The organism is Aliivibrio sp. SR45-2, from assembly GCF_963890165.1.
GTDB classification, from domain to species: Bacteria; Pseudomonadota; Gammaproteobacteria; order Enterobacterales; family Vibrionaceae; genus Aliivibrio; species Aliivibrio salmonicida.
On the sequence record NZ_CAWPRC010000156.1, the window covers coordinates 28,702 to 41,429 of the forward strand.

A 12,728-nucleotide genomic window follows, 5' to 3' on the forward strand; every position below is an offset into this window, starting at 1 on the left:
TGATTTTTGCTTCGTTAGTGATTAAAGGCAAGTTTCTGACAAAAGGTTAATTATGAAAAAATGGATGCTATTAATTGCATTGGCTCTACCCTTTATGACATCTGCAAAAGCGCTTAATCGTATATCTGGTTATGAAGACAGCTATTTATTAGGAAGTTACACTGATAGCATTAACAAAGATGAATACATTTCAGGAGGTTTTGAAGACGCCGATGGCCTTCAAAATGTGGAAGTGAAATTTCAGTTTTCTTTAGCGGTTCCGATCGTTCAAATTAATAACAGCACTTCTTTCATGTTCTCTTATACGCAAAAGTCGCTATGGCAACTAGGGAATAGCGAGATTTCATCGCCTTTTAGAGAAACGAACTATAAGCCTCAGTTTTTTGTTATGCATCAATCAAACATGCTGATTTTTAATAGTGCAGAATTTGGTTATATGCATGAATCAAATGGTCAAACATCGAGTTTATCACGCAGTTGGGATCGTATTTACGGTGGACTAGAGCGTCTTGATGGCCCTGTGCAATACGGTGTTCGTGCATGGTATGTGTTCAGCGACGAAGAAAACAATGAAGACATTAATGATTTTATGGCTCCTTATGATGTGTGGCTAAAAGTCGGTAATGATATTGGTGAATTTTCTACACGATTCCATTATAACTTTGCTACCGATAAGGGTGGCGTAGAGGCGGCGTATACACTTTATGTAAACCAGTTTGTCGGCCTCTATGTACAAGGTTGGACGGGGTATGGTGAGACGCTGATTGATTATAATTATGATCACAGTCGTATTGGTATTGGCATGAGATTACTTCCACCAAATTAATTGGCCGTTTAATCACACGATAAAAAAGCTTCAGCAGGTCTGAGGCTTTTTTTGTGATTAAGGTAATGATGGTGATCATTGCTATCACTCTCCATTTACTTTACGATCGTCTCGTTTTTAGTTTTGAGTACAAAAATATGATAATTATGATGTTGTGTAGTTTTGTTCTTATCGCCGCCGTATTGTGGTGGTTTTTTAGCCGTGGCAATGCGACGTCTTTAAATCCGGCATGGATGATTTTTGTGGTTGTAGTGAGCATGATAGTTGTTTTTTCATCAGGCTTAAAACCAGAAAAGTACGCGGTTGATAATACCTTAATTACTGAACCTCTAGGTCCATTGTCGTATAGCGACAAAATGAGACATTTAGAAGACCAGCTTAAAGAATCACCAAATAATGCGGAATTATGGTTTGAAATCGGGCAAGGTTATTTACTTAATGGTGAATTGAAACCAGCCAATATTTGTTTTGATTATGCGATTCGATTAACTGAGGAGCCAACTGCAAACCAATATGCAGCAAAGGCAACGACTCAATATTATTTACATTCTCAATTACTTGATGAAGAAATTGAAACATTACTCGATAAAGCGTTAGCGTTAGATGAATACAATCAAGCGGCCTTAACGTTAATTGCTTCTGATCACTTTGTAACTTTCCGTTATCAAAAAGCAATCAATGCATGGCAAAAGATTTTAGATTCTGAACGTGTTGATGTAGACAGAGTGACAATCATTAATTCGATTAACCAAGCTAAGCAATTAATGCAAGCACGTCGTTAATCGTCGTATTTAACAAGAAAAGAGACAAATAAAAAGCCGACATTCTTATGAATTGTCGGCTTTTTTGTTATTGCATAAAGCGTGAGTTATTTTACCTTATTTTATAGAGGGTGGTAATCTGCGGCTTCACGTTCTTTTGCTTGTTGATCCCATTTAGGAACAACGGTTTCTAAGAAGTGTTTTTTCTCCGCTTCCATGCCTTCCATATCCATACCTAGTGCTTTTTGAGCAGCGGCTTTGGTTGAAATATCAGGAATTTCGATTGGATCAGTAATGCCTTTTTTCGCAAGTAGTCGAACTAATTTAGTTCGAGCATCTGCGGCACGATCAACCGCCGAACCTAAGACTTCTAATGCGATTTCAGGTGCATGCATGTGTATGCCATGTGAAGCGATTGCATAATCCCAACGCCATTGTGCGTGGCGAATATCTTGTAGGATAGGTGCCATTTCTTCTTTAGTTGCGCCTGCATCCCATGCTGCTCCTGCCTCAAAATGTGCCGCGACAATTTGGCGTTCAGCGGTTAGTTTCATTTTTAAAACTTGAGCTTTACGACTAGAAACGATTTCACGAAGCATGTCTTTTGATTGCGTGTGACAATTTGCACAAGTATCTTCAAAACGATCGAATGGGTTGCCCACTTTATGATCGGTGTAAACCGTACCGTCTTCTCTTGTCACTTTTGGCATATGACAATCAACACAAACCACTTTGTTTTTACCGTGAATGCCTTCTCGCCATGTTTCATAGCCTGGATGTTGTGCTTTTAGCATAGGGGCTTTAGATACTTTGTGTGTCCAATCACTAAACCCAATTTCGTCGTAATATTCTTCCATTTCATCAACGGTTGTCCCTTTATCCCAAGGGAACTTAACGGCTTTAGTCTTACCTGTGAAATAGTATTCAACATGACATTGACCGCAAACAGAGGCTTGTTTATCTAAACGAGATTGGTCATCGAAAGGCTTGCCAATCGCATTCATTGCACGTTCAACATGAGGTTTTGTGATGGCTAAAGCAGGGCCGCCATTTTTGAACTCTTCACTACGAGTGTCATGGCAATCGGCACACCCAATTGGGTTTTGAATTTCACTGCCTAGACGTGCCCATTTACCTGAGAAATAGCCATCTTCGCCTTGCTCTTCAATAACACGACCAACGTCAGGGCTCTTACAGCTCCAACATGCCATCGGCATGGGACCTGAGTTTTCATCGGTAGGGCCTGCGGTACGTAAGGTTTCACGTACATCGTCAATGGCATAGAAATGACCGCGGGCTTTATTATAGTCTTTAGCAAACCCATAACCGGCCCATAAAATGACCATGTTTGGATCTTCAGCTAAAGCATCTTCAATTTGTACGCTGTCTGATGTGGATCGCCAAGATTCATATTGATCGGCGTGTTGTTTTGCATATGCTTCGTTGCGAGGGTCAACTCGCTCTGTTTTTTCAGAAGCGGCAAAGCTGTGGCTACTTAGTAATAACGTAGTCACCATGGCAATTGCAGCGGCTGAACGACGGGTCCATTGCTTTTTCACTGTTGGTATCTCCAATATTCTTATTATGAATTAGCCAAGCGTTGTGAGAGCGACTATCAATCAGAATTGGAAACAGAAGAAGTATATCGTAGATAAGGAATGGTGATTTTCCCATCGGAGGATGTATTGATTTACATCAAGTTACATAAGTGATCTATATCACCAATAAATGCATATACCACTAAAGTATTAAATTAAATGCATCTTATTAATAATGGTTCTTATTTATGTTAAATAACAGTGAGATAAGTAAATTTGCGGCATATCACAAAAGTGGTAGAAGAGTGGTTTTATAAGATACAATTTGTATTATTTTGATACATTTATCTATAAGATACCCTTGTTAAGCGTTGTGGCTAACTATCCAATGAGAATTGATTTCAATGAAGAGTTTATTTCTTCATCAATACAATAACTCATCCATTTTATTTTTATGCTCCATGATTTTTCGATAAATCAGGCAAAAATAAAATCGGAAAGGGAAGGATATAACATGGGCAAAGTTAATTTAGCCATAGCCACAATGTTGAAGCTACTCTTCGCATTTTGTCTCTATGGTTTGTCTCTCAATGTTGCAGCAGATGAATCGCCCCAAATTGAGGCTAATTCATCGACGCTATATGAAGTGACGTTAATTCGTGACCGCGACTACGCATGTACTCAATGTCATAAAGACGAAAAAGAAACACTCAAAGGATCACACGGAGAAGATGCATTTGCCATTCTTAAACGTGATGTGAACTGTGTTGAGTGTCATAAATCAATTGGGCCTGATCACCGAGAAGGCGCATCTCAAGTAACCAAATATTCTGCGGCACAATCAAAAGTAGGCACGGAAAAAGTGACCCTTTCGTTTGATGAAATTTTAAAAGCTAATAGCCAATGTACTGATTGCCATACCTCAGAAAGATTACGTGATGATAGCTGGACGCACGATGTTCATGCTAAAAACCTAACCTGCTCATCTTGTCATATTGTGCATGGAGAAAAAGAAGCGGTACTTTCTTTTGACCATTCATCAAAGATAAAGATGTGTGTTGACTGCCACGCTGATTTTAATCAGAAAGAAAATAAGCTAGGAGAATAGTATGAGTTGTTCTAGACGAAATTTTTTAGCGGGCTCAGGGGCGGTTATTTTTACTACGGGTGTTGCTACAACATCATTAATCAGCAGTAAAAAGACACTTGCCTATTCGATGGAAGATGGCGCAAAACGTTATGGTATGGTGCATGATGAGACGGCTTGTATTGGTTGTACTGCCTGTACTGAAGCATGTCGAGAAGTGAACAGTGTGCCTGAAGGCGTTTCTCGATTAGAAATTATCCGTAGTGAACCTCGCGGAGAGTTCCCTGATGTCGATTATCGCTTTACGCGTAAATCCTGCCAGCATTGTGAAAATGCTCCGTGTGTGATGGTGTGTCCGACAGGCGCTGCTTATAAAGACGAAGCAACCGGTATTGTTGATGTTCATAACGAGAAATGTGTTGGTTGTGGTTATTGTTTAGCGGCGTGTCCTTATCAAGTTCGATTCTTTAATCCGGTGACTAAATCTGCAGATAAGTGTGATTTTTGTCGTGAGACGAATTTAGCGCAAGGCAAACAGCCTGCGTGTGTTGAATCGTGTCCAACAAAAGCACTGATCTTTGGTGACTTGAACGATAAAAACAGTGAGATTAATGCGGTATTAAGCAATAGCGTATTTTATCGAGACAAAGTGGATCTAGGCACTAAGCCTAAGTTATTTAAGATCCCAAACCAAAAAGGGGAGATTTAAGATGAGTGCATGGGAAGCTGCGTTTAATTTTGACTCCTTAGTTTGGGATTGGATCATCGCGATCTATCTTTTCTTAGCGGGTATGTCTGCCGGTGCGGTGATGATTTCACTGTATTTGAAGCGTAACGTCATTGAGGGAGATCCTGCGCATAACGGCATTATAAAAGCCATGGCGATTTTAGCGCCTTTTGGCATTATTGTCGGCTTGCTGATTTTGGTATTCCATCTAACAAAACCGTTAGCATTTTGGAAAATCATGATCTACTTTAACCCAACTTCGGTAATGTCGATGGGGGTGGTTTTATTCCAAGTTTACATGGTCGTATTGTTTGCTTGGATTGGGATTATTTTCCGCAAAGATATCATGGGATTTTTAAAAGGGAAGTTTACTTTTATTGATGCTATTTTGTTGAAAATAGAGAAGTTTGAAAATGCGTTAGAATTGTTTTTAGGTATTCTTGCAATAATGCTTGCTGCCTATACTGGGTTTTTATTGTCCGCATTACAAACCTACCCAATGTTGAATAATCCGGTATTGCCGATTCTATTCTTGTTCTCTAGTTTATCTTCCGGTGCCGCGGCGTGTTTGCTGTTTGGTATTTTAGGGTTTAATGAGCCGAGTAAGAGTCCTTCAGTGTCATGGATACATAACTTTGAACGACCAGTCGTGTTGTTTGAATTGTTTGTTATTATCACGTTCTTTACTGGATTGATCTTCAGTGGAGGCCAAGGTGAAGTAGCGGCTTGGGCAGCAATTGGTGGTGGTTTTTGGGGGATATGGTTCTGGGTTGGTGTGATTGGCTTAGGAATGATAGCTCCATTGGCGCTCAATGCGTTTGCACCTAAAGAAGTCACACATGGTAAAGGGTTTATCTTTGTTGTGACTTCATTAAGTTTGCTTGGGGTATTAATGCTACGTACTTTTGTTCTTTATGCTGGACAAATGACCGTCGTATAATGAAGTGTCGCGATGCTGTTTTTTATAAGCAGTATCGTGACTATTAACGAATAAAAATGCATGCGTGGAGCATTATGGTTGCTGAAATAGGTCAGTTCTGGTTAATAGCAACGATGGTGCTGTCTGTTGTGGGTGTTATTTCTACCAGCTACGGAATCGTGAAAGGGAATATCTCGTGGCAAATGTCGATATTGCCACTTTCTCTGCTCAGTTGTATTTTTTGTTTGTTGTCTATTTCTGCATTAGGTTATGGGTTTTACATCGATGATTTTTCTATTCGATATATTGCCGAGCATTCTAATTCTGATTTGCCTGTCTTTTTTAAAGTGGCCGCGATTTGGGGAGGGCATGAAGGGTCATTATTGTTCTGGGTATTAACCTTAACGTTATGGGCAGGTGTCATAACTCTTAATCGAAAAACCATACAAACAGAATACGTTATTCGAGTTTTGTTGGTGCTTAATGCGTTAATTGCTATTTTTTCAGCCTTTACTTTATTTGCTTCAAATCCTTTCATTATTTATGTTAACACGCCATTAGAAGGTCGAGATTTGAATCCAATGTTGCAAGATATTGGATTGATATTTCACCCACCATTATTGTATTTAGGCTACGTCGGATTTGCCGCGACATTTTCATTTGCACTTGCTGCGTTGATGATGAAAGACGTACCGCAATATTGGGTTAAACACGCAAGACATTGGACACTATTAGCGTGGTCATTATTAACCGCAGGAATCAGTTTAGGATCGTGGTGGGCATATTATGAGCTCGGTTGGGGCGGTTGGTGGTTTTGGGATCCGGTTGAAAACGCCTCTTTGTTGCCTTGGTTAACCGCAACGGGTTTACTGCATACCTTAATCGTGAGTGATAAGAAAAACCAACTTCTAAAAACGTCGATGATCCTGTCGTTAGTGACATTTTGTTTGAGTATTTTAGGGACGTTTGTCGTCCGCTCAGGGGTGCTTACTTCTGTTCATGCATTCGCGGTGGACCCAACTCGTGGGATCATTCTTCTTCTGATCTTATTTGTGGTTATGCTAGTCTCCTTTTCTCTGTATTCATTAAAAAGTAGACAGTTAAATAGCCAGCCTATTCGTCATTTTATCAGTCGTGATTTTCTATTTTTATTGCTCGCAGGTTTATTTTCAATCGCAACAATCACGGTATTACTTGGCACATTTTATCCTATGATTTTCCAAATTTTCGGATTAGGAAATATCTCCGTTGGAGCGCCTTATTTTAATCTGTTATTTGTGCCAATGGCGATTGTTGCTTTGTTAATGATGGCAGTGTCGGTCTTTGTTCGTTGGGAAGGAAAGACGACAAATGCAAATACCAAGAAGATCGTTATTTCAGGCTTGATGTCTATTGTGCTAGGGCTAGGAATATATCGTGTTCAATATGAAAATATCGCAGTAATTCCTAGCTTGGTTTGGGTGCTAGCTTTCGCTGTAGTAATGGGGTCTATTTGGTCGCTGATACAGTCCAAAGGCAAAGCGATAGGAATGGTTATCGCTCATATTGGTATTGCGATAGTGATGATTGGTGCAGCGATGAACAGTGAACACTCTTTTGAAAACAGTGCGAAAATGGAACCGGGCATAACCGCTAAATTAGCCGATTATGAGATCACTTATAAAGAAACCGAATTACTGGTAGGTTCAAATTACACTGCAGAACAAGCAAATTTATTGATCAGTGAAAATGGCAAAGAAATAGCCATGGTTCAGCCACAACGTCGTCATTATCAAGTGCGTGTAATGAACATGAGTGAACCTGCAATGCATTGGTTTTGGCATGGTGATATATACGTGACGTTAGGTGAAAAATTAAAAGACGGCAGTTTCGCATTACGTTTACAATATAAGGCATACGTTCGATGGATTTGGTTTGGTTCTATTTTGATGGCGCTAGGCGGGGTATTGGCAATGATAAAGCGAAAGAGTAGTAAGAAATGAAGCCAGCAATAAAAGTAGGATTAGCGATTGGAATATGCGCGATAATCTTTAGTGTGTTATTTACAGGATTAGAAACCAAAGAGTCGAGTACATCAACGGCGATGGTGGGAGAGATCGTGCCTATGTTTGAATTACCAGAAGTCATGGATACGTCTATATTATTAGATGAATCGTTATTTCAGCAACAGCCACTAACTTTGCTAAATGTTTGGGCTGCGTGGTGTGGGATTTGCAAAACAGAACATCAGTTTTTGCATCAGTTAAAAGAGCAGGGCATAACCATTATTGGTTTAGATTATCGAGATGATCGCATTGCGGCTAAACAAGTGCTAGAGCAGACTGGTTCGCCATATCAAGCGGTGATTTTTGATCCAAGAGGATCGCTCGCAATGGATTTAGGTGTTTTTGGTACGCCGACCACTTTCTTAATTGATCAGAAAGGAGTGATATTGCATCGCTTTACTGGCGCTTTAGATGAGAAAAAGTGGCAACGTGAATTTGCTGACTTTTTTGAGGAGTAATAATGAAGCGTTTTTTTAATCTATTGGTGCCATTACTCTGTTTATGTTCCGTCTTTTCCGTTAATGCATCATTGGATAGCAATAACCGTTTATTTGTTGCCGCTGACAAAGCGACAATAGAAAGCGTAGAACTGTTTAAGTTTGATTCTTCAGAGCAACAACAACAAGCGATAGCATTGGCGAAAAGTTTGCGTTGCCCGCAATGTCAAAATCAAAACTTAATTGAGTCAAATTCACCGATAGCGAAAGATCTGCGTTTAGAAGTGTATCAACAGATCAAAGCAGGTAAGAGTGATAAAGAAGTGGTGGCATTTATGACTCATCGTTTTGGCGATTTTGTTCTATATGAACCGCCATTAAATGCTAAAACCTATGTACTTTGGCTATTGCCGTTATTGTTACTTATTGGCTTTGGCATTATGGCGATTAAATCAGTGAAGAAGAATCGTAAAGAGTAAGTTTAGCTTGCTAGTGCGGTGTGCTCTGCTTCATAAGACCATTCAACACAATATTTTGCTAATATTTCTAGTGAGTCTAAGCACTGCTTGGGTGAATTCATATTTTGTTCAGCCAATGCGACTGGAATTTCAGTACAACCAAAAATAACCGCTTCAGCGCCTTGAGCTAGCATATCCTCAAATACAGGTAGCATCATCGCTTTCCCTTTCTCAACATTACCTGCTTTTACTTCGTAAATTCCTGCCATTACTGCTTGTTGTTGTAAATCGTCAGTTTCAATCACATCAATATTATATTGGTTGAGTTTTTGTTGGTACATCTTGGTTTTCATTGTTGCCGTTGTTGCTAATAATCCTACGGTTTTATGCTTACGTAATTGAGTTTCTTGTACAACGCTATCAATAATACTAATGGTGTGAACATGGCTTGTTGAACTCAATTGCGGATACCAGTAATGCGCGGTATTGCATGGAATAACAATACACTCTGCACCCGATTGCTCTAATTGATCAAAACTGTGTTTTAGCTCTGGATAAGGGTTAGTGCCGTGACCCATGATAAATGCCGTTCTATCTGGGATCTGTGGAACACTACTTACAATCAATGGAATATGCTCTTGATCGTTATGTGCAGGTGTTTGACTGATAATCTTCATCATAAATTCAACCGTTGCCAATGGCCCCATACCACCTAAAATACCTAGTTTTTTATTCATCATTTTTTCCCTATTAGTGTTGAGCCAGTTGAATCAAACTCAATGGCACCAAGAGACGTTGAGTAAGTCGGTAAAACAAAGACACACCAAGGAACCCCATTTTTAGCCCCCAATCGATACATATCAATACCACTGAAATTTCGATTAATACCGACATAAAACATCCTATTTCTACTAAGTAATTCATTTTTATATTCATCGTAGAACGATGCATAAGTTGAATAAATAATGTCAGCTGGCGTCTAGGTTGTTAAATGCTAAGAATCATCTTGCTATGCTAAATAAGCATGGTGGATTTCACATAAACTAAATCTATCTCTCGGTACTTTAAGATAACGACTATTTTTTATGCAATTATTGCTCTATTTCTTTAATTTTTAGTGACTTATTAGAGGTTGTTGGCATAAAAAAAGATAATAAATAGCAATAATGCACTTTAGGAATAGTGATATTTGCCCTTATAAGTTTGCGATGAGAAAATGACATGAACATAGAAAGTAAATGGTTAGAAGATTTTTTAGTATTGGCTAAAGTTAGAAATTTTTCACAAGCAGCCATACTTAGAAATGTAACCCAACCGGCATTTAGCCGTAGGATCCGTTTATTAGAAGAGACAATAGGTGCTGAATTAATAAATCGAAAAAGTAAGCCTATTGGCCTAACTCCTAGCGGTAAGTTATTTCGAGTGACCGCCAGGACATTGGTGAATCAAATTGTGACAGGTATTGACCAAATTTCAGATTTATCTCAACTTGGAGGGAATGTTGTTCAAGTTGCAGCGGCTCATTCATTAGCAACCCATCTAATTCCTAAGATTCAAAAAACATTACCCGAAGGTAATTACAAACCTATATTAAGTATTGAAGCTATTGATGTTGACCAAGCGACTAAAGAACTAAGAGATGGAGCGTGCGATATTCTATTGGCGTTTGATGATGATATTTTAAGGTTACCGCCATACCAATCATTACTAATTGCAAAAACAGAGCTTTTACCTGTGAGCGCATGTGATGATAATGGGGCTCCTATTTATCAATTTGATAATAAAAATGTAGTTCCATGGCTTGCTTATAGTTCTACTTCATATATGGGAAGACAAGTTGAAACTGTAAAAGATGAGGTTTTATTGAAACCCGTATTTTCATCGTCAATGACAGATATGTTGAAGATGCTAGTACTTGATAAGCAAGGCATTGCTTGGCTTCCTGCTTATAGTATTGAGAAAGAATTGAAACAAAAAAAAGTCGCAATCATTGGCGAGCAATCATTACGACTTCCGATTGAATACTATGCTTATCGCTATCAAGCTAGATTGCATCCCGCAGGAGAGAAAGTGTGGAACATTCTTTGCGAAATAGAATCTTAGTTTTTGTCGATGGGTTCTTTTTCTAAATTTATTGTTGGTACACAAAGAATCAAAATCGATGCGCTAATGATGGACGCCATGAGATCCGTTGGCCAATGCATTCCAAGCCATAAGCGACTTAAACCTACACCAACTCCCCAGCTAATCACTGCCGCGGTTAGTACATAGTGCTTATGACGAAGTAAAAAGCCACCCCAGAATAAAACACAGATAGCGGCAAAAATAGTATGACCTGATGGGAATGAATAATTCGTACCTTGACGCCATTGATCAATACGAGCTGGGCTAACAAGCGTTTCAACCATTGAGATCATATCTTGTTTATCTTGTTCTTTTAATAAGTAAAACGCATCAGGGCTTTCAACGATACTGACTTGTGTTAATGCTTGAGTAAAAGGACGAGGGATCTCAGTGATGGCTTTAACACTGGTTTTAAGTATTAAGCTAAGTACTAATAAGATGGCAAATTGAAGATAGAGGGACAATATCTTCTTGAAAGGCATACGCTTAATAATAGGTAAGCAACAAAGTATTGCCGAAGTGACGATAAAAAGAGGATGGCCGGCAGAACGACTTAACAAGCTAAGAAGACTATTTGCTGTCTCTGACATTGGGTCAAATAAATTGGGTGTTGGAATGATCAAAATAACCAACAGCATCGCTGCAATAAACAGAAAAAAAGCAACGAGTTCGTAAATACGGTTTTTAGGTGAAAATGAAAATAACATAGTAAATTGTTTCATAAAATTAAGTGTCATTAGTGTACCTTGCTTGCACGCTCTATGGGCACAATAAATGTAGAAAAAACGGATAATGAGTAGAGTTATTACTCCATAATGTAACAAAAGATTACAATTAGGTGCTTTCTTATGGTTACAAAATCTTCAAATAGAATTAACCATTGTCAGAGGGGGTTTAAATAAACGTCAAAAAATCACTGGTCAGATTTCTGGCATTGATCCATATCCATACACTCGGCGCACTATAAAAAAGAGAGCCGAAATGCTAGGACATTCTTTTATTAAAAGAGTTCGAATATTTTAGCCACTACTCGTGGATATGAAGTAAATGATGAACACCCCTTTTTCTCGCTCACTGTTAGCAACAAGCACATTATTAATTAGCTCAGCATCGTTAGCGGCTGGTTTTCAAGTCAACGAACATTCAGCAACGGGTTTAGGCCGCGCATTCGCAGGTGAAGCGGTTATTGCTGATAACGCATCAGTATTAAGCCGAAACGCCGCGGCAATGATGATGTTTGATAAAGACGCGTTTTCTATGGGTATGACAGTCGTCAAACCTGACGTTACCGTTAAAAATGGAACGTATAATCGTCCGAATGGGACATTGAACGTTAAATATAATCCACTAACAGGAAAGAAATCGTTTGATTCAGCTGCCGTTGGTTATGATTCAGTCAATGTGGCTGATGTTGATGGCGTCGCTCCAATAGCAGTAGTTCCAAACTTCTATTACATCCACCCTATAAATGAAAAATTTGCAATCGGTGTTGCTGCGTACTCAAATTTTGGGACCGGCACAGAGTTTGAATCTGATTATAAAGCCCCAATTTTTGGTGGAACAACGAGCGTTCAAAGTATGAACTTAGGGTTAAGTTTGGCTTATCGAGTAAATGAACATTTAAGTTTCGGTGGTGGTATTGATATTATTTATGGGATGGGAGATTTGTATCGAGATGCTGATGGTGATGTAACGGTTAATGTAGATGTTGCTGGTATACCGCCTTCAAAAGATCCGTCCCTTAGTATTAATGGCAAAACGAAGGTTGTTGATATTCAAGCCACCGGAGTAGGCCTTGGGGCTAAT

Annotated in this window: 14 protein-coding genes; 10 read left to right on the forward strand and 4 right to left on the reverse strand. The window is 39.1% G+C overall.

All coding sequences use genetic code 11. The features are described 5' to 3' along the window. The first annotated feature begins 52 nt into the window (after positions 1–52). Both AACV33_RS11480 and AACV33_RS11485 read left to right on the forward strand, forming a co-directional pair. Positions 53–826: a phospholipase A gene (locus AACV33_RS11480; RefSeq protein ID WP_017023605.1), complete on the forward strand. Its 774-nt coding sequence runs from the start codon at positions 53–55 to the stop codon at positions 824–826. A gap of 137 nt (positions 827–963) precedes the next feature. Then, on the forward strand, positions 964–1,608 hold the full coding sequence (locus tag AACV33_RS11485) for a heme lyase (NrfEFG) for insertion of heme into c552, subunit NrfG (RefSeq protein WP_023603496.1): 645 nt from the start codon (positions 964–966) through the stop codon (positions 1,606–1,608). A gap of 101 nt (positions 1,609–1,709) precedes the next feature. On the opposite strand, the gene nrfA is transcribed toward AACV33_RS11485, so the two are convergent. Beyond that, the gene (gene nrfA, locus AACV33_RS11490) at positions 1,710–3,146 is read right to left on the reverse strand and encodes an ammonia-forming nitrite reductase cytochrome c552 subunit (RefSeq protein ID WP_017023607.1); all 1,437 of its coding nucleotides are present in this window, start codon (positions 3,144–3,146) and stop codon (positions 1,710–1,712) included. A gap of 493 nt (positions 3,147–3,639) precedes the next feature. On the opposite strand from nrfA, the gene nrfB reads away from it, so the two are divergent. The 6 genes from nrfB (at position 3,640) to nrfF (ending at position 8,819) form a co-directional block, all read left to right on the forward strand. Further along, positions 3,640–4,233: a cytochrome c nitrite reductase pentaheme subunit gene (nrfB, locus tag AACV33_RS11495; protein WP_182700237.1), complete on the forward strand. Its 594-nt coding sequence runs from the start codon at positions 3,640–3,642 to the stop codon at positions 4,231–4,233. Position 4,234: 1 nt separating this feature from the next. Next, positions 4,235–4,921 carry a cytochrome c nitrite reductase Fe-S protein gene (nrfC, locus tag AACV33_RS11500; protein WP_017023609.1) on the forward strand — a complete coding sequence of 229 codons (687 nt, stop codon included), beginning with the start codon at positions 4,235–4,237 and terminating at the stop codon, positions 4,919–4,921. 1 nt (position 4,922) lies between these two features. After that, positions 4,923–5,879 (forward strand): cytochrome c nitrite reductase subunit NrfD, encoded by a 957-nt coding sequence (nrfD, locus tag AACV33_RS11505; protein WP_182700238.1) that lies wholly within the window; start codon positions 4,923–4,925, stop codon positions 5,877–5,879. Positions 5,880–5,953: 74 nt separating this feature from the next. After that, on the forward strand, positions 5,954–7,840 hold the full coding sequence (locus tag AACV33_RS11510; protein ID WP_182700239.1) for a heme lyase CcmF/NrfE family subunit: 1,887 nt from the start codon (positions 5,954–5,956) through the stop codon (positions 7,838–7,840). Continuing rightward, positions 7,837–8,361 carry a DsbE family thiol:disulfide interchange protein gene (locus AACV33_RS11515; RefSeq protein ID WP_182700240.1) on the forward strand — a complete coding sequence of 175 codons (525 nt, stop codon included), beginning with the start codon at positions 7,837–7,839 and terminating at the stop codon, positions 8,359–8,361. Before AACV33_RS11510 ends, AACV33_RS11515 begins: the two co-directional genes overlap by 4 nt. A gap of 2 nt (positions 8,362–8,363) precedes the next feature. After that, on the forward strand, positions 8,364–8,819 hold the full coding sequence (nrfF, locus tag AACV33_RS11520; protein WP_182700241.1) for a heme lyase NrfEFG subunit NrfF: 456 nt from the start codon (positions 8,364–8,366) through the stop codon (positions 8,817–8,819). A gap of 2 nt (positions 8,820–8,821) precedes the next feature. On the opposite strand, the gene AACV33_RS11525 is transcribed toward nrfF, so the two are convergent. Continuing rightward, positions 8,822–9,535, reverse strand: coding sequence for an aspartate/glutamate racemase family protein (locus tag AACV33_RS11525; RefSeq protein WP_182700244.1), 714 nt, complete (start codon positions 9,533–9,535; stop codon positions 8,822–8,824). After that, positions 9,535–9,699: a hypothetical protein gene (locus AACV33_RS11530; RefSeq protein WP_182700246.1), complete on the reverse strand. Its 165-nt coding sequence runs from the start codon at positions 9,697–9,699 to the stop codon at positions 9,535–9,537. The genes AACV33_RS11525 and AACV33_RS11530 overlap by 1 nt, the downstream gene beginning before the upstream one ends. 320 nt (positions 9,700–10,019) lie before the next feature. On the opposite strand from AACV33_RS11530, the gene AACV33_RS11535 reads away from it, so the two are divergent. Continuing rightward, positions 10,020–10,901, forward strand: coding sequence for a LysR family transcriptional regulator (locus AACV33_RS11535; protein WP_017023615.1), 882 nt, complete (start codon positions 10,020–10,022; stop codon positions 10,899–10,901). On the opposite strand, the gene AACV33_RS11540 is transcribed toward AACV33_RS11535, so the two are convergent. Next, positions 10,898–11,659 (reverse strand): phosphatase PAP2 family protein, encoded by a 762-nt coding sequence (locus AACV33_RS11540; RefSeq protein WP_017023616.1) that lies wholly within the window; start codon positions 11,657–11,659, stop codon positions 10,898–10,900. The genes AACV33_RS11535 and AACV33_RS11540 overlap by 4 nt on opposite strands. 313 nt (positions 11,660–11,972) lie before the next feature. Between AACV33_RS11540 and AACV33_RS11545 the strand changes: the two genes are divergently transcribed. Next, positions 11,973–12,728, forward strand: a 756-nt coding sequence (locus AACV33_RS11545) for an outer membrane protein transport protein (RefSeq protein WP_182700245.1), incomplete at its 3' end; no start/stop codon positions are given.